This is a genomic window from uncultured Hymenobacter sp., from assembly GCF_964242765.1.
Classification (GTDB): Bacteria; Bacteroidota; Bacteroidia; order Cytophagales; family Hymenobacteraceae; genus Hymenobacter.
This window is the reverse complement of record NZ_CAXTBM010000018.1, coordinates 76,614-95,936: the sequence shown is the minus strand read 5'-3', so window position 1 is coordinate 95,936 and position 19,323 is coordinate 76,614. Positions and strand designations below refer to the sequence as shown.

The 19,323-nt window shown below is 56.7% G+C and carries 17 protein-coding genes; 12 read left to right on the top strand and 5 right to left on the bottom strand.

What is annotated here, in order from left to right:
- The 4 genes from ACFE7X_RS10005 to ACFE7X_RS09990 all read left to right on the top strand — a co-directional run.
- Window positions 1-903, top strand: a 903-nt coding sequence (locus ACFE7X_RS10005) for a KUP/HAK/KT family potassium transporter (RefSeq protein WP_375435538.1), incomplete at its 5' end; no start/stop codon positions are given.
- A 325-nt stretch (window positions 904-1,228) separates the two neighbouring features.
- Entirely contained in the window at window positions 1,229-2,797 is a 1,569-nt protein-coding gene (locus ACFE7X_RS10000; protein WP_375435537.1) for a S8/S53 family peptidase, read from the top strand.
- A gap of 93 nt (window positions 2,798-2,890) precedes the next feature.
- Complete coding sequence (locus tag ACFE7X_RS09995; protein WP_375435536.1) at window positions 2,891-3,175, top strand: type II toxin-antitoxin system Phd/YefM family antitoxin; 285 nt, start codon at window positions 2,891-2,893, stop codon at window positions 3,173-3,175.
- Window positions 3,176-3,194: 19 nt separating this feature from the next.
- Window positions 3,195-3,461 (top strand): Txe/YoeB family addiction module toxin, encoded by a 267-nt coding sequence (locus ACFE7X_RS09990; protein WP_375435541.1) that lies wholly within the window; start codon window positions 3,195-3,197, stop codon window positions 3,459-3,461.
- Between the two features lie 77 nt (window positions 3,462-3,538).
- Here ACFE7X_RS09990 and ACFE7X_RS09985 read toward each other — a convergent pair whose 3' ends face one another.
- Window positions 3,539-5,338: a M61 family metallopeptidase gene (locus ACFE7X_RS09985; protein ID WP_375435535.1), complete on the bottom strand. Its 1,800-nt coding sequence runs from the start codon at window positions 5,336-5,338 to the stop codon at window positions 3,539-3,541.
- Window positions 5,339-5,734: 396 nt separating this feature from the next.
- On the opposite strand from ACFE7X_RS09985, the gene ACFE7X_RS09980 reads away from it, so the two are divergent.
- The 4 genes from ACFE7X_RS09980 (at window position 5,735) to ACFE7X_RS09965 (ending at window position 8,925) form a co-directional block, all read left to right on the top strand.
- Window positions 5,735-6,292: a C40 family peptidase gene (locus ACFE7X_RS09980; protein ID WP_375435534.1), complete on the top strand. Its 558-nt coding sequence runs from the start codon at window positions 5,735-5,737 to the stop codon at window positions 6,290-6,292.
- Between the two features lie 700 nt (window positions 6,293-6,992).
- Window positions 6,993-7,433, top strand: a complete 441-nt coding sequence (locus ACFE7X_RS09975) for a DUF2147 domain-containing protein (RefSeq protein WP_375435533.1) — start codon at window positions 6,993-6,995, stop codon at window positions 7,431-7,433.
- 225 nt (window positions 7,434-7,658) lie between these two features.
- Entirely contained in the window at window positions 7,659-8,102 is a 444-nt protein-coding gene (locus ACFE7X_RS09970) for a DUF2147 domain-containing protein (RefSeq protein ID WP_375435532.1), read from the top strand.
- A 190-nt stretch (window positions 8,103-8,292) separates the two neighbouring features.
- Complete coding sequence (locus ACFE7X_RS09965) at window positions 8,293-8,925, top strand: hypothetical protein (RefSeq protein ID WP_375435531.1); 633 nt, start codon at window positions 8,293-8,295, stop codon at window positions 8,923-8,925.
- Between the two features lie 140 nt (window positions 8,926-9,065).
- On the opposite strand, the gene ACFE7X_RS09960 is transcribed toward ACFE7X_RS09965, so the two are convergent.
- Complete coding sequence (locus ACFE7X_RS09960; protein WP_375435530.1) at window positions 9,066-11,057, bottom strand: M1 family aminopeptidase; 1,992 nt, start codon at window positions 11,055-11,057, stop codon at window positions 9,066-9,068.
- Between the two features lie 269 nt (window positions 11,058-11,326).
- Between ACFE7X_RS09960 and ACFE7X_RS09955 the strand changes: the two genes are divergently transcribed.
- Window positions 11,327-13,540 carry a gliding motility-associated C-terminal domain-containing protein gene (locus tag ACFE7X_RS09955; protein ID WP_375435529.1) on the top strand — a complete coding sequence of 738 codons (2,214 nt, stop codon included), beginning with the start codon at window positions 11,327-11,329 and terminating at the stop codon, window positions 13,538-13,540.
- 102 nt (window positions 13,541-13,642) lie between these two features.
- Here ACFE7X_RS09955 and ACFE7X_RS09950 read toward each other — a convergent pair whose 3' ends face one another.
- The 3 genes from ACFE7X_RS09950 to ACFE7X_RS09940 form a co-directional block, all read right to left on the bottom strand.
- Window positions 13,643-14,302 (bottom strand): heme-copper oxidase subunit III, encoded by a 660-nt coding sequence (locus ACFE7X_RS09950; protein ID WP_375435528.1) that lies wholly within the window; start codon window positions 14,300-14,302, stop codon window positions 13,643-13,645.
- Window positions 14,303-14,565: 263 nt separating this feature from the next.
- A complete protein-coding gene (locus tag ACFE7X_RS09945) occupies window positions 14,566-14,913 on the bottom strand; it encodes a hypothetical protein (RefSeq protein ID WP_375435527.1) in 348 nt (115 codons plus the stop codon).
- A complete protein-coding gene (locus ACFE7X_RS09940) occupies window positions 14,906-15,166 on the bottom strand; it encodes a hypothetical protein (protein WP_375435526.1) in 261 nt (86 codons plus the stop codon). Before ACFE7X_RS09940 ends, ACFE7X_RS09945 begins: the two co-directional genes overlap by 8 nt.
- A 251-nt stretch (window positions 15,167-15,417) precedes the next feature.
- Between ACFE7X_RS09940 and ACFE7X_RS09935 the strand changes: the two genes are divergently transcribed.
- The 3 genes from ACFE7X_RS09935 (at window position 15,418) to ligA (ending at window position 19,198) form a co-directional block, all read left to right on the top strand.
- Window positions 15,418-16,245: a hypothetical protein gene (locus tag ACFE7X_RS09935; protein ID WP_375435525.1), complete on the top strand. Its 828-nt coding sequence runs from the start codon at window positions 15,418-15,420 to the stop codon at window positions 16,243-16,245.
- 82 nt (window positions 16,246-16,327) lie between these two features.
- The gene (locus ACFE7X_RS09930; RefSeq protein WP_375435524.1) at window positions 16,328-16,846 is read left to right on the top strand and encodes a DUF4920 domain-containing protein; all 519 of its coding nucleotides are present in this window, start codon (window positions 16,328-16,330) and stop codon (window positions 16,844-16,846) included.
- A 180-nt stretch (window positions 16,847-17,026) separates the two neighbouring features.
- Complete coding sequence (gene ligA / locus ACFE7X_RS09925) at window positions 17,027-19,198, top strand: NAD-dependent DNA ligase LigA (RefSeq protein WP_375435523.1); 2,172 nt, start codon at window positions 17,027-17,029, stop codon at window positions 19,196-19,198.
- Window positions 19,199-19,323: the final 125 nt, after the last annotated feature.

Here is a 19,323-nt window from a genome sequence, read left to right as displayed (position 1 = left end):
GTGCTCTACTTCCGGCGGTCCGAGAACATGGAAGCCGCTTACGGGCTGGCCATCACCCTAACCATGCTTATGACCACGCTGCTGCTAACCGTGTGGCTGCGCGTCAAGCGGGTACCACTGGCTGCCGTTGTGTTGTTTGCGGTGGTATATGGCATTATTGAAGGGTCGTTTCTGATTGCCAACCTCGTGAAGTTTCCGCACGGCGGCTGGGTGTCGTTGGCAATTGGGGCCGCGCTGGTTGGGGTGATGTACGTGTGGCTGCGGGCCTTCTACATCAAGCGCCGCCTCACCGAGTTCGTGAAAATTGACCCGTACATGGAAGCTCTCAAAGAGCTGTCCAGCGACGAGACGGTGCCGAAATATTCCACCCACCTCGTGTTCATGACGTCGGCCGAGCGGGCCACCGAAATAGAATCCAAGATCATCTATTCCATCTTCCAGAAGCGCCCCAAACGGGCGGACATCTACTGGTTTGTGCACGTTGATACCACCGACGAGCCGTACACCATGGAATACAAAGTGGTGGAATTAGCGCCCGATGATGCGTTCCGCATCACGTTCCGGCTTGGGTTCCGGGTGGAGCAGCGTATCAATCTGTACTTCCGCAAAGTGGTGGAAGACCTTGTGCGCAACAAGGAAGTGGACATCACCTCCCGCTACGAGTCGTTGAACCGGCAACACGTAACCGGCGACTTCCGCTTTGTAGTGCTCGAAAAGTTCCTCTCGGTGGAAAACGAATTCCCGGCCCTCGAAAAGCTGGTGATGCAGGCGTATTTCTACATCAAGCAGTTCATCGCCTCTGAAGACAAGTATTTCGGCCTCGATACCAGCTCAGTGAAAGTCGAGAAAGTGCCCCTCGTTATCACGCCCGTCCGCGACGTAGCGCTGAAACGGGTTACGTAGAAGAGCAACCGAGCAGCAGAGTGAGTTGCTGTCATTGCGAGCAGAGCGAAGCAATGACAGCAACTCGAAGATTTACTTTTCCTAAACTGACAAGCCCTTGACGTTGAATACGTCAAGGGTTTGTCGCGTTTTCAGGCTTTATGCACAGCGAAGAAGGATTGCTTCGACACTGGCTTGATGCGCCACATGCTCGCAATGACAGATCCGCTGCTCTATATACTTCTACTTAAGGAGGCTACTTCCTGCAAGAAACCCTTGCGTTTGACGCCGCTTTTGCGTCCCTTGGAACTCGTCTTTTCCTTACAACCCCAACTCCCACAATCTTATGCAAACTTCTACCCTTTCGGCGGCGCTACTAGTACTGTTGCTGACGGGCTGCCAAACCCAGGCCGACGAGCAACTGGCCCCGCAGCCCACGCCCGACCCGACCCAAGCCCTCAGCAGCCAGCAGCTCGACGCGCAAATCATGAGTACCCTGCGCGAAACCGGCCAGTTCAACTGGAACCAGGCTTCGGCCCATGTTGTGTGGAGCGCGCTTACCCGCTCCGACTATGTGCTGTCGGTAGGTTACCAGCCCGCAGGCTGCGCGAATGCCGTTCCCGCCGACGCGGCCAGTAACCCCGCCTGGCAGGAGGCCCGGGCGCAGGTGTTGGCTTTGATTCTGGCCGAAGAACGCAAAGCCCACCAGGAACTAACCCTGGCGCAGCTAGTGGCCTATGAAGAAAACGTGCTGCCCGTGGTAGATGTGACCGTGCGCGAACTCGGCACCATCAAGGCGCTGCGCGCCTCGCGGCTGGTACGCTACGCCGAACCCATGGGCTACGAGCCCAACCGCCCCACCGACGTAGCCAACAAAGGCGCGGCCTCGCTTAGCAGCAGCGGCTGCGACAGCAATATTCCCACCCCCGACTTGGTGGCCGGCGAAGATTTCACTGTATTGCCGGGCGGCGCCAAATCATCGTGGAGCCACGCCAACCAGTACCACAGCATCCGAACGGCCTGGAGCCAGAGCACGGGCCGTGACATCAAGGTGCTTATTATTGATACCGGCTGCTCGGCCACCCAAGAAAACCTGGGCGCTACGTTCAACCAAGGTTTGAGCACCGGCCGCACCGTGGAGCGGCTCGTAACGCTGCCCCGTACCACTTTTCTCGGTATCCCGACCGGCCCAGCTGAAACCTCCGACGACGGCTGCGGGCACGGCACGAGCATGGCCGGGGCCTGCGCCGCCCCCCGCGGCACCGACGGCGCTTCGGTGGGCGTGGCTTATAATGCCAACCTGATTGTAGTCCGCGCCGCCGAAGACGTGTTTCTCGACGGCAGCCGGGAAGTGAAGGGCGTGGCCGACGCCTACATCCTGGCCGCCAACCGCCCCGACGTCCGTATTATCAGCATGAGCATGGGCCGGCTCACCAGCTCGGGGCAAATGACCGATGCCATTCACTACGCCTACAGCCGCGGCAAGCTGATCTACTGCGCCGCGGGCACTTCCTTCGACTGGTCGTCCGGGCTGGTGGGCGTTATCTACCCCGCTTCTTTACCGGAAGCAGTGGCCGTTACCGGCGTGCAAGACGACCTCACCACCCGCTGCGACGAGTGCCACGTGGGCGCCGACGTGGAGTTTGCGGTGGTGATGCAACGCAGCAACAAGGACCTGCGCGCCCTGACCCTCGCCATGAGTGGCAACGACCCGAGCACCGTGGGCGGCTCCTCAGTAGCCACCAGCTACATGGCCGGCATGACGGCCTTGGTGTGGTCCCGCTACCCCACCGAAACCCGCGCCCAAATTATGAGCCGCCTCGTGGCCGCCAGCTCCAATCGCAACGCCCGCAGCAGCAGTTTCGGCTGGGGCCGCGTGAACGTAGGCGCTGCCGTGAGTGCGCCCGCTCTGTAAGCTTATAGAAACAGAGTAAGATTCTAAAGCAGTTTTTCACTTGAACTTGTTAACGCACTTTTCTGTATACTTGTACAACAAACCTGTACCAATATGACTACCGTATCCTACTCCGAGGCCCGTGCTAATCTGGCTTCCCTTATGGAACAGGCTGCCAGCGACCGGGAAGCCATTATTATATCTCGCCGCGGGAAAGAAGAAATGGCGTTGCTGCCGGCTTCGGAACTGGCGGGGCTGCTGGAAACGGCACATTTGCTTCGCTCGCCGCGAAACGCCGAGCGTCTTCTAGAAGCCATTGCCCGCTCGGAGCAGCAAACAACCGGCATAGCCTTAACAGTAGAGCAACTGAACCAGCGTTTTGGCCTCAAAGAAAAATAACCCGTTCTCAGCTAGCACTGTGACCTGGGAAGCGGTTTTCGACCCTGATGCCTTGGAAGATATTCACTATTGGGTGGAGACAGACCGCGCAATTGCTCTAAGAGTTTTAACCCTCATCCGGGTTATACTACGAGACCCTTTTACCGGAATTGGTAAACCAGAGCCTTTGAAATCACTAGGAAGCGGTATCTGGTCACGCCGAATCACGCAGGAGCACCGGCTACTTTATCGGGTGCAGGAACGGCGAATTTATTTTCTTCAAGCCCGCTACCATTACAGCAAATAAAGGTGGTATACCAAAAAAGCCCCACTGGAAATTTCCAGTGGGGCTTTTTCATATAAAAGACCTTAACAACCTACTTACTACTTGATTGCCAACCACTTCTTCAATACCACTTGCTGCTCGGCTGTGGGGCTAGCCGCTTGCTCGATGCGGTAGCGAATGGCGGTGCTGGCTAGCAGCGGGAACGTTAGCTCCTTAAGCTGGCCGTCGCGCGAGACCAGCATCTTCACTTGCGAGCCAACGGGACGGCTTGCTAGTAGCTTGCTGGGGTCATCGGTGAGACGGTTGCCATCGACGGCCAGCACCTCGTCGTTCACGTTGAGGCCACCTTGCCAGGCGCTGCCATTGCGCAGGGTGCTCGTCACCGTAAATTTACCGCCGGTGGTGCTAACCGTGGCGCCTAGCACGGCATCGGTGGTGAGGGGCGCCGTGTTTAGCTTGAGGCCAGCGTAGCCCAGCACGGTTTCGTAGGGCAGGGTTTCGGTGCCGTACACGTAACAGCGGAAGAAGTCGTCGAAGCGGCGGCCGGCCACTTTGGCTACGGCCGCCTGGTACTCCTCGTCGGTGAAGCCGCGTTCCTGCTTCTTGTAGTATTGGTCGTAGAGGTAGCGCATCACGTCGTCGAGCTGCTGCTGGCCTTTGGTTTCGTTGATGATCATCAAATCCAGCATGGCCCCGATCAGCTCGCCCTTGTCGTAGTAGCTGATGCCGGTATTGGCGGAATTTTCGTTGGGACGGTAGCCTTTAATCCAGGCATCGAAGCTCGACTCGGCCGCCGACTGCACTTTGTTGCCGGGCGTGTTTTCCACGCGGGTGATGCTGGTGCTGGTGCTGCCGAGGTATTCTTCGGGGCTCACGAAGCCGGCCCGCTGCACAATTTTGTCGCCGAAGTAGCTGGTGCCACCTTCGCTCACCCAGAGCATGTGCGTGTAGTTCTCGTTGTCGTAGTCGAACGGCCCGAGGGCTACGGGACGAATGCGCTTCACGTTCCAGAGGTGGAAATACTCGTGGGCTACTAGGCCCAGAAAGCCCTTGTACCCGGCTTCGGTGCTGTAGGCATTGCGCGAGGTGGAAAGCGTGGTGGAGTACAAATGCTCTAAGCCCCCGGTGCCCCGTTCGATGTTGTGCACGATAAACAAGTAGCGGTCCAGCGGATTCTGCCCCACTACCCGGTGCGCTTCCTCACACACCCGTTTCATATCGGCCAGCAGTTTGGCTTCGTCGTACTTGGCGCTACCAAACATAGCCACGGTATGCGGGGTGCCGTTGGCCTCGAAGCGCATTACCTTGTGCGTGCCGATTTCAATGGGCGAGTCGGCCAGTTCGTCGTAGTTGGAAGACGTGAAGGTAAACTGCCCACCGGTGGGCTTCAAACTGGTACTTACCTGGGTCCAGCCCGCAGCGGGCTGCACCTCCAACGTACTGGCCAGCTGCTTGCTATCGGCCGGGTACATGAATACACTGGTACCGTTGACGTAGCCGTGGGCGGCATCCAGGAAGCTGGTGCGCACGCTTAACTCGTAGGCATACACGCTGTAGTGCACCGTGAAGTCTTTCGCTTTGGGATGATACACTCGCCAAGTATTCTTGTTGATTTTCTCGGTGCGCAACACTTGGCTGCCGGCTTTGGCCTGAAAGCCCTCGACGTGGCGCGCAAACTCGCGCACCAGGTAAGACCCGGGCGCCCAGACCGGCATTTTCAGGTCGGTGTATTGCTTGCCGAAGCCGCCCAGGCTCATATCGACTTCGAAATAGTGCGTCTGCGGGGCCGGCATGGCCAAAGTATAACGCAACGTAGAAGCGGCCAGCGCCGGGTGGAACTCACTCAGCAGCACTACCAATCCCACCGCAGCCAGCAGTCGGAGACGAGAAAAAATCATGCGAAAAGAAAAATTAAAACAGTGAAGAATCGACAAAGCGGCAACACCCGCCTTTTAGGTTGCCGCAAAGAACGGCGAAAACCGCCTAGGGCTGCAAAAACCACCGAAAATTCACGGCCGCGAATGATAATGGCACCTTATTTGGCAAGCAGCAACCAAACACTTTAGCAGCCTGTAATTGCTGCGCTATTTGTTGGAAGCCCCAAACCAATGGCACCATTTCCTACTGTTCTGCTTCCATACCAGAACCTCAGCCGTACCTCCACCGTTAGGGGAGCGGCCTCTAGTTGCTGCAATTATCGGCTACTCTTCGTCAGACTGGGGTTCGGCTACGTTGGCAACTGGGCAAGGCCAGAAGTCCGCGCGTCTTTCACTTCCTCTCCAAGGGCCTTCCTTATGCGCTATATCTGGATAACATTCGGTGCGCTAGTTGTTTTGATGCTTGGCGTGTTTGGGTTGCCCAAGCTGCAACCCGCCGGCCAGCCCAAAAACCAGCCGAACCGCGAGCAACTACCGGTACAGCCCACTACCTGGACAAACGGACGCTCCACCCCGCCCCGCCCCGATAGTGTGGTTCGCTTTGCCATGCGCCAACTGGGCACCAACTACTGCTACGCCGGCAACACCCCCGCCACCGGCTTCGACTGCTCGGGTTTCGTGCAGTACGTGTTCAGCCGTTTCAAAGTGGAAATGCCCCATTCCACTGGCTTGCTGATTTCGGTGGGCCGACCAGTAGCCCGCAATCAAGCCCGCCCCGGCGACATCGTGGTCTTTACCGGTACGGCGGCCACCTCCACTACCCCCGGCCACGCCGGCATTGTAGTGTCGGAGGCTGGCCAGCCACTACGCTTCATCCACTCCTCGTCGGCCCGTCGCGAGTCCGGCGTGAAAATCAGCCAAGTCGAAGGCACCGACTACGAGCGCCGCTTCCTAGACGTACGGCGGGTACTTTAGGTGGTGAAGTTGTGCGCTTGTGAGAGGTGAGTTTGAAGTCCGGGCCACGCAACTAGTGCCAATGGAATTTCAAACTCACCTCTCACAAGCGCACAACTTCACCAATATAAAAGAGCGATGCCCGGACTGCCTATGCAAAACCTCGGTTGAGGCTGCTGGGCGGTCCGGGCATCTAATCCTTCAAATCTTACCAAGCGACGAGTCTGGGGTACAGCCCCGTCATCCTTATGTGTAAGACCTTGCCAGAATGCGGGAAAAAGCCAAATTAAAGCGTTTTTCCGCGCGAAAGCTGTTGTTAAGCGCGTCCGGCGGTGAAGCGGACTACATTCGACAGGCTTGGCAGGATTTGTTTGGGACTAATAGACATTTTGTACCTCCTTTCTTTACGTTCGACATAACCCCGGCCGCGCCTCCCAGCACCTTAGGGCTGCTTGGGCGGGGCTGTAGCACTCGCTACGGATGGTAAAGTTAAAAGCCTGCGGGATGGTTCAAAATTAAAAGGCCTTTTTTTACGCTGTACGGGCCCGATCTGCGCCAGTTGATTGAGGTTCAGGGACTTTATTTTGTACAAATGATATAGGCACAACCTGGCCTCAAACTTGCAACCCGACAATTTGTGGTAGCTGCACAGAAGGCAATGCTTTTGTTGGAGTTTTCTCCTATCTTTTTCCCCACATACTCATCCCACCCCTTAATTCCCATGAAAAAGTTTCTTTTCCTGTGCCTGACCTGCTTAGTAAGCTGCGTGGGTGTGGCTTCCGCTCAGACCCTTTCGCCACTAGGTGTATGGACCAATACCGAGAAGAAAGCCACTTTTGAAATCTACAAGTGTGGCGACAAGCTTTGCGGTAAAATTGTGACCCTGACTGTGCCCAACGACCCTGCAACAGGCAAGCCCAAAACCGACTCCATGAATCCTGATCCGAAACTGCGCAACCGCCCCCGGTTAGGTTTGGTGTTTATGCAAGGCTTTGAGTACGACGACGACAACAAGTGGGATGACGGCAAAATTTATGATCCGGAGAGCGGCAAAACCTACTCCTGCTACATGAAGATGAACAGCGCCAATTCCATGGAGGTGAAAGGCTATATTGGCTTCTCGATGATCGGCAAATCACAGAATTGGAGCCGGGTGAAATAACCTTTAATTAGCTGCCTGGCGTATACCAAGCGACGCTCCTGCTCCGGCGGGGGCGTCGCTTTTTTGCTATCTTACCCATCTCCCAGTTTCTGCTTTATCCGCTTCCTCCTTACTTACTAGCTAACTATGCGTTTCTGGTCGTACGATAGAACACCGCTTTCTTGGATATCTTGGCCCGGCGCCCGGCTACGCTACACGTAGTACCTACTAACCTGCTCTCTCGCTTTGAAATACCTTCTGCTTAGCTATTTATTTTTCTTAGCTGGTCTGGGTTCTGCCCGGGCGCAAGCGTCCGCCGCCCCACCCTTGGGCGTATGGGCCGACGACACCGGTGACTCGCATATCGAGCTGTACCGGTGCGGTGAAGAACTGTGCGGCCGACTGGTATGGCTCCGGCAGCCCACCGACCCCAACGGGAAGCCGCGCCTCGACCAAAACAATCCCAAAGAAGAGCGTCGCACCCAGCCCCTAAGAAACCTGACGGTGCTCCAACACCTACGCCACAACCCTGACAACGACCGGTGGGAAGGCGGTGAAATTTATGATCCCGAAAACGGCCGCACCTATTCTTGCTATATAAGTGCCACTGGCAAAGATCGGCTGGAAGTGAAAGGCTATATCGGCTTCTCGATGATCGGCAAATCTCACTACTGGCAACGGGTGAAATGAGCGAATTGGGCTTGCTAGACCACAAACTATCATTAATTTTTTAATTTATTTTTAACCGAAGGCAAGCCCCGGCACGGAGCTTGCCTTCGGTATTTTATCCCTTTTTTTGCAGTCTGTGGGGGTTTTATTGAGGAGCTAATCGAAACCATTTGTCTCGGCTGGTGTTCTCCTTCCATATTGAATTCCCACCTTGCATTCTTTCCTGAAACGGCTTCTTTCTTCGCCTTCTGCCTCAGCCCCGGCCGAGTGGCGGCCCCTGCGACGCACTCCAGCCGAGCAGCGGAAGCATGTGCAATGGGTAAACCAGCAGGTGTACTTGAATTGGGCTGGCCCTTATTTCAAGGCGTACCATTTCAGCAAAACCGGCATTCAGGGCCAGGGCCTACGTGCCCAATTGCTAGCAGAGCAAGGCCGTCAGGGCGCCGTCTTTTTCTATGATCCTAGCATTGGGCCCGGCAACTTTCGCCATTTCTTCGACCTGATTTGCGAACGAGTACTCACGCTAGGATACCACTTGTCTACGTCGGACCAGCGCATTTTGCACCATGAGCGTTACACCGAAACCATAGAGAAGCACTTTCTTAAGCCCCTGCCCCACGACTGTAGTATCACGGGCCGCTGCCTCCAGCGCTTCGGCACTGTAACGGTGGACCTAGTGAGCGTGAACGACCAGCCCGGCTTTATCCGCTTTACCAGCAACCCGTATCACGATGCCATCTTCACGCCTCCTGACTCCTTCGATGAGTTGATGGCTACGGTGCTCGATATGCCCCCCGCCCCGCCCGAAGTGCAAGCTCTCATCAAGAAGTATTACAAAGGATAATCTTGTAGTAGCAAGCCGCAATATCTTGCGGCTTGCTACTACAAGATTATCACTTCTTGGAAAACCAAAGGGCCGGCTTCGAAGGAAGACCGGCCCTTGTTTGTGGTTGTGCGTTGATCGACCACGCAACTCGAAACTTCTTATTCCCGCACGAAGCGGGCGAGCGAAACCTTGCCATTGGGCGCAGTGAGGCGCAAGTGGTAGAGGCCGGCGGCCAAAAGGCGCGTATCCAGCTGCGCCTTGAGCGGGTCCACGGTTTGCCGCAGCCATACGCGGCCGGTAGCATCCGTGACTTCGGCGACGGCGCGGGACGCTAAGTCAGCAAGCACAAGCGTTTCGCGGCAGGGATTCGGATAAACGGTAAGACGCGCGACGCGGGCTCCTGAACTGCTGCTCAAGATGAAAGTGTTGTCGCGGGTGGTGGTGCCAGTGCCGTTCAGTATCCACTGATTAGGATCGACTTCGATACGGGCTATCGTTTTGTTGATGGGTACGTTAAACGAAGACACTGGCTGGCTTTGACGCAGCCGCAGCGTTTGGGTGGTGTTGTCGGTAAACGTAAGGAGGTAGTCAACGTCGGTGTCGAAAAACGGCGTGACACTGGGCAGGCTCACGGTTTCGGTGGTTTCGAGATAGAAGTTCTGGCCCGTCTGGTTCCAGCGCACGTTGAACGTGGGATACCCTTCCCCCGCAAACCACTGATTGAAAAAGTACTGCAAGGGCCGGCCAGCCTCCGCTTCCACGATGCGCTGCAAATCAATTGTGCGGGCTGTGCGGCCGCTGTACGTGGTTTGGTAGGTGCGTAAAGCACGGAAGAATTTAACGTCATCATCAAGCAGATAACGCAGCATGTGCACCACCGCGGCGCCCTTGTTGTAGGTAAGGCGCCCATTAAAGATGCGACCTACATTCGTGGTATCGGGCACCCTTACGCTGCCATCGGGACTGCGCATAACGCTGGCGTGCACGTTATCCATCCACGACCGGGCCGTGAGGGCAGAAGGCGCCGTAGCAGAAAACTGGACGAGTGCTAGATATTCGCCGTAGGAAGCGAAGCCTTCATTCAGCCAGATATCTTCCCACGAGCCGCAAGTCACGTTGTTGCCGAACCACTGGTGAAACAATTCATGAGCCGTCAGCGTGAAACTGAAACCGTCTTGGGTGGTCATGGTTTGGTGCTCCATGCCGCCCCCAAGCGGGGCCATGCTGTGGCCGTATTTTTCACTGGCAAACGGATAGAGCCCGACCAAGCTGGAGTAGTGTTCGATGAAGCCCGGCGTGCGGTCAATTTCCGTGCGGAAGTTGGTGAGTGCCGCTTGATTATACACGTAATTGACAATCGGAATCTGGGGGCCGCCAGTGGGGTTGGCGTAGTTGGTGTACTCGATATAGGGCCCCACCGCCACCGATACCAGATAGTATGCAACGGGTTTGACGCGGTGCTTCCACTCGTAGCGGCTCTTGCTGTTGGGCAAGGACGTTACGCGCTGCAACACTCCATTGGACCCTACCTTGTTGCTGCTGCTCGTCGTCACCCACACATCCAACGAATCGGCTTTGTCGGTGAGCACCTGCTTGCAGGGCCACCACTCGTGGGCTGAGAAGGGCTCGGAAAGGCTCCAGGTGACATCAACGCCGTAGTTGTTCACAAACCGGGTGCTTAAGGCATTGCCAATAGCCGCCGACTGGCCGCTCGGGGCAGTGCCCCGGTAGTAAACAACGGCAGTGAAAAGCGTGTTGGCAGCCACCCCCTGCGGAATAGCCGCCGTAACGTCGGAGCCTACCCAGCGCCAGCCCGAAGAGCGGCGGCCGTTCACCACCACCGAGTCAATGGTATAGGTTGGGTAAAGTTCAAAGGCCACGGAGTCGAGAGGCTGCGTGCGTGTTCGGGCTGTCATACGCACGTTGCCGCTCACGTTGCGCGAATTGTTTTCCAGAGCCAGATCAAGCTTGTAGTACTTTACATCATAGCGGTCCATCTTCTGCCGGTGCTGCACGGTGGTAGCCGGCTGACGCAGCGCAGCCTGCACATGCGAACGGGCGCAGCTAAGCGCCGCACTGCCTAGGGCCGCAGTGTTGAGGTTGGGGGCTACCGATTGGCTGACCCTAGCCTGCGCGTACAGGCCGGACATTGACGACAACAAACTGATTATCAATAAATAGATGCGTTGCATATACGTGCCGCAATGAAAATTTAGCAACAAAGAAGCCAAGGGAAGTAAGGGTAGCAAGATACACAGCCCCCACTACAAACTGAGGCCTTAATCCTATGGGTTCCGCCGGGCAGGTTGTATATTTCGAGAGTTGTTCTCACCAATCTTTCGCGCCTGCAAAAATGGTTCTTTCTATACTCCAATCTATACTTCAAGTATTTCGTGGTAGTTACCGGTTGCCCGGCCTATTGCTGCTCTTGCTTTTGTTTACAGGAGTAGGGCGCTCAGCTCAGGCTACGCACATTGTGGGCGGCGAAATGGACCTGCAATACTTGTCTGGTTCCAACTATTCGATAACGCTGAATCTGTATTTCGACGCCCTCAACGGCAATGCCGGCGCTTTGGATACCACCCTGACGGTCAGCATCTTCGACAAAGCCACCAACGTTCGGATGCAAAATCTAAACTTACGCCTCCGGACCAATACTTTCGTTAGCTATACCAATCCGGCCTGTACGTCGTCGTCGTTGGTTACGCGCCGGCTGGTGTATACAGTTGGGGTTGAGCTAGCTGCCAACCGCTATGCAAGTCCGGCTGGCTATTATGCCGCGGTGGAACGCTGTTGCCGCAACAATGGCATCAGCAACATTCAAAACCCGGGCGACGCCGGCCAGACTTTCTACCTGGAATTTCCGGCCGTTGTGCGCAACGGGCAACCTTTCCGCGACTCCACGCCCCGCATTTTCCCGCCCCTGAGCGATTATGCCTGCCGCAACGAACTGTTTTACTATGACTTTGGCGGGCAGGATGCCGATGGCGATTCGCTGGTTTACGAGTTGGCTACTCCTTTCAACGGCAACTCCAGCCCGGGTAACCCGAAGCCAGTTGCGGCAGCACCACAGCCTTACAGAGAAATAACATGGTCGAATGGCCGCAGCGAAACCAGCCAGATTCCGGGCTCCCCCACCCTGACTATCAATCGGTTTACGGGCCGACTACAGGTACGGCCTTCCCAAGTAGGGTTATTTGTGTTCGGCCTTAAATGCTCGGAATACCGGCGAGGTGTGAAAATTGGGGAAACCCGGCGTGATTTTCAACTCAAGGTGCTATTGTGCACCCCTAACTCTGCCCCTAGCATGACGGTGCAGGCGGCATCCAGCCCCGGCATTTACCGGGAAGGAGTGGATACTGTGCGCCTGCGCCCCGGCTCCGACCGCTGCCTGAACCTGCGCTTCACCGACCCCGACTCGCCCTCACAGTTGGCGCTGAGCTTACGGGCCGTAAACTTTCCAGCCGCCTTGCTGCCAGCTTTCACTCTCACGCAAGGCACCATCCGAACCCCCGGCATGCCCGATACGCTGGTGTCGCGGCTGTGCTTTCCGAGCTGCTTTAATTCGAGGGGCCAAGTGTATCTACTAGATGTAATCGTGTCTGACAACGGCTGTAGCCTCCCGAAGCGCGATACGGTGCGCGTGGCTTTCACGGCCCAGCCCGATCCAAACGGTCCGCCCGTCTTGGTTAGCACGGCGGGCCCTGCCTTGCCCTTGAAAGCCCGCGTAGGCGACCTTATTACGTTCGACGTGACGGGCTCCGACCCCGACAGTGACCCCGTAACCCTGACTTTGAACGGGGTGGGCTTCCAACCGAACGAGGTGGGTGCTACGTTCACGCAAGGGGCCAACGGCAGCCAGATTCGGGGCCGTTTCTCGTGGCGCATCGACTGCCGGGCGGCCGGCCGGCCGTTGCACGAATTCCGGTTTACGGCTTCGGCCGGGCCCTGCAACGAGCCCCAGACCGTGGTCCTGACGGTCCCCATTCAAGTGGAATACACAAACACGCCGCCCGTGCTTACTTCCCCCGAGCTACCGGCCCTTCTTAGCGCTACCGACCCACCCGTTACGATTGAGCGGCTATTGGGAGGCGTGTTCGAAGCCACCTTCAACGGTACCGATACGGAGCAGGACCCGTTGGTGCTATCCGCTACCGGCAACGGGTTCGATTTGGCGGCCGCCGGCATGAGCTTCCGTCCTACGAATGGCAATGGGCAAGCCTCGGCCACTTTCCGCTGGGATGCTAATTGCGCCGCCATCACCCTGCCCGGCCAGATTTTGGAAGTTACGTTCCAGCTTCAGGAAACCACTTGCCGGCCGGGACCCCAAACGCGCGTCGTCCGCTTTAAGCTTGCGCAGCCGGAAGCTGTCGAGTTCTTGCCCGACAACATCTTCACCCCCAACAGCGACGGTAAGAACGACGCTTTCAAGATTGCTACGTTGCCGGCTGATTTCTGCGATTCGCGCTTTGCTACCATCAAAATATTCTCCCGCTGGGGCAACTTGGTTTACCAATCCCAGGACCGCAACTTTAGATGGGACGGCGGCAAGCAGGTTGCGGGCGTTTACTACTACTTGATTGAGTATACTGATGGCCGGAAGTACAAAGGCCCAATTACCTTGGAGCGCTAAGGTCCATTGCAAGCTATAAAATCAACTCTTTCGTGAATTAGAGCGCAACAAAAAAGCCCGGTACTACCCGGGCTTTTTTGTTGCGCTCTTCAGATAGAAGAGCTAGTACAAGAACACAAATACGACAAACAACACCACCCACAGCGCATCAATGAAGTGCCAGAAGTAACTTAAAAGGCGCAGTTGAAGGCGGCGGTAGGGGTTGCGGATGAAAACAAGGGTACGAACTGCGTCGCGAGAGGCATGTAGAGTGCGCAGCAGCAAGGCCAACAGAAACAACATTCCGCCCAGTAAGTGAGCCACGTGCAAAGCGGAAATCAGGTAGATGTAAGTGCCTGAGGCATACGTACCAGAGCGTATACCGTTGAAAGTGACGCCCTGCGTTGCCAGTTCGCGCCAGCCCAGTACTTGCAAGCCCGCGAAAATACACCCCAGCAACATAGTAGCCCCGAGGCAACGGGTCAGGTTCACGATATCGTCGGCGCGGTAGATGCGCGGTGCCTGGGCCAGCGTATAGCTACTGATCAGCAGCACAATAGTACTGATGGAGAAGAACTTGGGGAAGGGGTGCAACCCACGAGGTAAGTTGGCCATGTAGCGGGTTTGCACATACGCTACTACCAGAAACAAAAATAACACCCCGACACCAACCAGGGCCAGATAGAGCATCATCAACATGGGCGGAACTCGCTCCATGCGTTGAAAGGCTGAGGCCGGCCGATTGGCCCCTACTTTGTCTTTACGTTCTTTATCGGAATTCATGCGCGGTGGCGGGAAGAAAGCGAAGTCTTTGGCAAGCCAATTCAGAAAGCTTTAGTTCCGGACAGAACCAAAGCCCTCAAGCCAGAAGCCATAAAGCAAGATACGCAAAAGCCTTTCTCGCCGACAACCAGAATTACGGGCTTTTCTGGGCGGATCAAGAGGAAAACACGTATATGCTGCTATCGGCAGCGAGTGGCAAGTAACCTTGCTGGCCTCCCACAAGCTGCCGACAGCAGGATAACAACCAGACGACCAGTAGGATTTCAGCCGCCCCGAAAAAAAGATCCAACCTTACCTAGCACGGCGTTGAAGGTGATTCGAGGGCTACGGCCAGTACCAAAAGTTACGTGCGTTTTGCCCGCCACCCGCAGATCCATCACGAGGCCTAAGCGCAAGGCGAGGTCGTTGAGTTGCTGCAAGGGGTCAATCTTAGGAGCATTTTTAGGTTTGGGGGGGGCGTTCGGGTCCTGAGGGGGCCCACTCGTAAGCTTGTCGAGCACGCGCTGGCTAGGAAAATTGACGATGAGGTAAGTACCCGATGCGGCAATCTGAATGGCATCACCATCCCAAGTAATCACCAACTGCGCCTCCAGTTCGAGACTGTTAGCCAAGGGAGTCTGGGTTAGTAGGAGGCAAAGCAGGACGGCTGGCAGCGGCCGGGGCTGGGTTTTCGCCGCGGGTGCGAATGCGCAACGAGCCGTTTAGCCGCCAGGTAGCCGCTGGCGCCGCCGGGTTTTGAGGGTTGGGCACTTGCAGTTCCATCTGGTCGAAGGCCAACGCCAGTTCGACTCCGCCCGAGAGCTTGGAGAGTAGCGAAGCGGCCGTATCGGCCCAGGAAGTGGGTTGTTGCGTTGAATCGGGCATGGGAGAGGTAGAAGAATAAGTGATGAATACCTCCGGCGGGTTGGGAGCCGAAGACTTGGCAGGGTTATGGCAAACGACGGGTCTCGGCGCAAGTTACACGCATCCTTAAATGTCGTACGGCTGGCCAGCCAAAACATTCTTCACCAATCATGGTCCCTTACCTTACAGACTATAGTATAGCGCTTCCTTAATCTAATTAAGCTCGACTGCGTATGAGAGCCATCTGCCACTTTTTCTCTACTTCCACTCCTATGCGTTTCCCTTCTTATTTCTCGCCGTTACTAGTTCATGCTCTGCTATTTACCTTATCGAATACGCAGGCCCAGGACACTTCTACTTCCACCCGGCACGCTCTTCCCGTCAACAACCTAACGGAGCTGGCCGTACCCGCGCCCGAGGCGAACCAAGCCTTTGGAATGGCCGACAACACCGAGTTTATTTATCAAATAAAGGATGCGGGAGGTAAGCCAACGGGTGAGGTGCGGCAGCGGGTGGTAACGTTAACTAGTGCGGAGCGAAAGGAAAGCAAGAAGACTATTGTGCCGGAAAGCATTACCTCACTGAAAAGCGGCCTCTATTCCAACAAGAATCAATTGGTACGGCTACAGGACCTGATCTTCCGCAGTCGCCGCGACACCAGCTTCACCGATGGCCTCGCCGACTTGGATGCTAACGCCCTCAACCGCTTCCGCGACCGGAAGCTGGTGTACTCCCCAATTCCCGTTGCTTGGCCTAACCGGCCCACGGTGGGCAGCCGCCTCCCCGATGGCGGCGTCAGCGTGCAGGTTAGTAGCTCGGTGGTCGATATTGCCACCGTTAGTACGGTGCTCCGCAAGCGGCGCGTAGTGAGCGGACCATCGTCGTTGACGACGCCGGCGGGCACGTTTTCTTGCTACAAAGTAGAAGCTGTGCGCGAGAGTGCCACTACCCCCCGCCCCGACATGGCGATGCGCACCAGCGTCAAGCAAGTGGATTATTACGCTCCTGGCGTGGGCATCGTGCGCACCGAAATCTACGGCAAGAACGGCAAGGTGGCGCAGGTACGAGAGTTGGCGGCTCGCAACATTAGCGCGGAGTAGCGCGGCGCGTGGGGGCGCACTAAAAAAGTCGTAATTTTCGGTTATAGCTTTTCTTTGCTTTCCTTGTCTAGCCCATAACCCTATGACCACCAAGATCTTCGTACTGGCCGCCACTCTAACTGCTTTAAGTGCCTGTCAGTCAACTCCGGCTACCGATGCAGCCACTGCCGGCAAGCCCGCCACCGAAACAACGGCCGTGAGGCAGGGAAAAACGTATGGTGCAACCGTTACGGCCGAGGGCGCTAAGCCTCTCTCCGAACTCAAGCAAGTGCTAGGCAACCAGGATTCGGCGCAGGTGAAGCTGGTAGGCACCGCCGATGCCGTGTGCCAGGCCAAAGGCTGTTGGCTAACCATGAAAACGCCCGAAGGCCAGGAAATGCGGGTCCGCTTCAAAGACTACGCCTTCTTCGTGCCCAAAGACATAGCCGGCAAAACCGTGGTGATAAACGGCTGGGCCCACCGCGAGGAAGTGCCTGTGTCGGATTTGCAGCACTACGCCAAAGATGCCGGCAAGTCAGACAAGGAAGTAGCCGCCATTACCAAACCCGAAGAGCAGTTGAACTTCGAGGCGGACGGCGTGCTTATAACCGACAAAATGTAACTCTTGCTTCGGCTTGTTCCGGAAGCAGTTAAACAACTTAGTTCTTAGTGGAAAGCCCGTTTGTTTTGAAACAGACGGGCTTTTCATATCCTGAGTATCCCGAAAGCCGTAGCTTGCAAAGCCACTTGACTCCAACTCAGCAATCAGTGGTAGTAGTTGAAGCTTACGCTCCCGTTTTCTATGACAACCGACATTCAGCAGCAAATCACCGCCCTCACCGAGCGCCTGCACCACCTTAACTACCAGTATTATCAGCGCGATATTTCCGAGGTATCCGACCAGGAATTCGACCAGCTTTTGGCCGACTTACAACGCTTGGAAAAAGAGTATCCGCAGTTGGCCCTTCCCAATTCGCCCACCCAACGGGTGGGCGGCACCATCACCAAGCAATTCCCGACGGCTTTGCACCGCTACCCCATGCTTAGCCTGGGCAACACGTACTCGGAAGTGGACTTGCGCGAGTTCGACGAGCGGGTACGCCGGGGCTTGGAAGGGGCCGAGTTTGCCTACGTCTGCGAGTTGAAGTTCGACGGGGTAGCCATGAGCCTCACCTACGAGCAGGGCCAGCTCACGCAAGGCGTCACCCGTGGCGACGGCACCCGCGGCGATGTGGTAACCAATAACGTGCGCACCATCAAGAACTTACCGCTGCACTTGCGCTCCGACACCGCCGCCAAGCAACCCGCTGAAATGGAAGTACGGGGCGAAGTATTTATGCCTTTGCCGGTTTTTGCTGAACTCAATGCCGAGCGCGAAGCCAACGGCGAGGCACTACTGGCTAATCCCCGCAACGCCGCTAGTGGTGCCCTCAAGCTTCAGGATTCCGCCTTGGTGGCCGAACGGCGGCTGCGCTTCTTTGCCTATTCGTTTCTGATGCCGGGCCGGAGCATGTTCCCCACGCACAGCGCCTCCTTGGAAGCCCTGCACGCCTGGGGCCTGCCGGTATCGAGCACGTGGCGGCTTTGCCGGAGCATGGACGAGGTGCTGGCTTTTGTGCACGAGTGGGACAAGAAGCGCTTCACGCTGCCCGTGGCCACCGATGGTATTGTTATCAAAGTCGATGATTTCCGGCAGCAGGAACTGCTGGGCTACACCTCTAAGAGTCCGCGCTGGGCCATTGCCTACAAGTACCCTGCCGAAGCGGCCCGCACCCGCCTGCGGGAAGTGCAGTACAACGTTGGGCGCACCGGCGCCGTCACACCCGTTGCGCTACTCGACCCTGTACCATTGGCCGGCACGGTAGTGAAGCGTGCTTCCGTACACAACGCCAACCAGATAGCTGCCCTCGACCTGCGCCTCGGCGACATGGTATTCGTGGAAAAAGGCGGCGAAATCATTCCTAAAATCACCGGTGTCGATCTTGCGGCCCGCCTCCCCGAAAGTCAGGCCATCGTCTACCCCGCCACGTGCCCAGCCTGCGATACGCCGCTAATCCGGCCGGCGGGCGAGGCGCACTACCGCTGCCCCAACGAGCGAGGCTGCCCGCCCCAGCGCAAAGCCAAGCTCGAACACTACGTGTCGCGCAAAGCCCTGGACATCGATGGGTTAGGCGCCGAAACGGTCGGCCGCTTCTTCGATCTGGGCTTGGTTGCGGATGCCGCTAGCCTGTACGACTTGCCTGCTAAAGCGCAGGAGTTGGCGCAGTTGGAACGCATGGGCGAAAAGTCGGTGCAGCGCTTGGTGGCCGGCCTGGAGCAAAGCAAGCAAGTGCCTTTCGAGCGGGTACTGTTTGGGTTGGGAATTCGCTACGTAGGCGAAACCGTAGCCGAGAAGCTGGCGGCTCACTACCGAACGGTAGACGCCTTGGCGCAAGCTTCGGTTACCGAGTTAGCCGCCGTATCCGAAGTTGGCGGCGTCATTGCTGAATCGGTGGCAGCCTGGTTTCAGGAGCCCGCCAACCGCGACTTGGTGGAACGATTGCGGCGAGCGGGGGTGCAATTGGCGCTTACCGGCGAAGCCCCGCAGGCCGTGAGCAACCGACTGGAGGGCCTGACCTTCGTTTTGTCGGGCGTGTTTGAACAGCACAGCCGCGACGAGCTCCAGGCGTTAATTCAAGCGCACGGCGGCAAAATAACGGGCAGCATCAGCAAGAAACTTAGCTACTTGGTAGCGGGCGACAAGATGGGTCCTGCCAAGCGCGAGAAAGCCACCGAGCTAAAGGTGCCCATCATTTCGGAAACCGATCTGTTGGCCATGCTTCCCACTGAAACGGAGGCTAATTTCAACGAAGTTGAGGGCTTGGATACACCGCTTGGCGACGTACAAGATTTAGGCTTTTCCTCGAAATCAACTGAACCTGACACTTTTCCAGCGGAAAGCAGTGGCACAGGTCAACAGGGTTCTCTATTTTAGGGCCCTCATAATACCGGCCTCCCGGGCAGCATACTTTCACGAATGGGTTAGCCTGGTTACCGCGTAGCCACGCTTCAATTCCCCCCTGATCCCTCGGGGAGTATGCGTCCGGGAGTACCGGTGGC

Bases quoted from the DNA above. Each gene is read 5' to 3' on its own strand.
- ACFE7X_RS09980 (WP_375435534.1), top strand. From the start codon at position 5,735: ATGCGCTATATCTGGATAACATTCGGTGCGCTAGTTGTTTTGATGCTT.
- ACFE7X_RS09975 (WP_375435533.1), top strand. From the start codon at position 6,993: ATGAAAAAGTTTCTTTTCCTGTGCCTGACCTGCTTAGTAAGCTGCGTG.
- ACFE7X_RS09950 (WP_375435528.1), bottom strand. From the start codon at position 14,302: ATGAATTCCGATAAAGAACGTAAAGACAAAGTAGGGGCCAATCGGCCG.
- ACFE7X_RS09960 (WP_375435530.1), bottom strand. From the start codon at position 11,057: ATGTCCGGCCTGTACGCGCAGGCTAGGGTCAGCCAATCGGTAGCCCCC.
- ACFE7X_RS09940 (WP_375435526.1), bottom strand. From the start codon at position 15,166: ATGCCCGATTCAACGCAACAACCCACTTCCTGGGCCGATACGGCCGCT.
- ACFE7X_RS10000 (WP_375435537.1), top strand. From the start codon at position 1,229: ATGCAAACTTCTACCCTTTCGGCGGCGCTACTAGTACTGTTGCTGACG.
- ACFE7X_RS09995 (WP_375435536.1), top strand. From the start codon at position 2,891: ATGACTACCGTATCCTACTCCGAGGCCCGTGCTAATCTGGCTTCCCTT.
- ACFE7X_RS09930 (WP_375435524.1), top strand. From the start codon at position 16,328: ATGACCACCAAGATCTTCGTACTGGCCGCCACTCTAACTGCTTTAAGT.
- ACFE7X_RS09985 (WP_375435535.1), bottom strand. From the start codon at position 5,338: ATGATTTTTTCTCGTCTCCGACTGCTGGCTGCGGTGGGATTGGTAGTG.
- ligA (WP_375435523.1), top strand. From the start codon at position 17,027: ATGACAACCGACATTCAGCAGCAAATCACCGCCCTCACCGAGCGCCTG.
- ACFE7X_RS09935 (WP_375435525.1), top strand. From the start codon at position 15,418: ATGCGTTTCCCTTCTTATTTCTCGCCGTTACTAGTTCATGCTCTGCTA.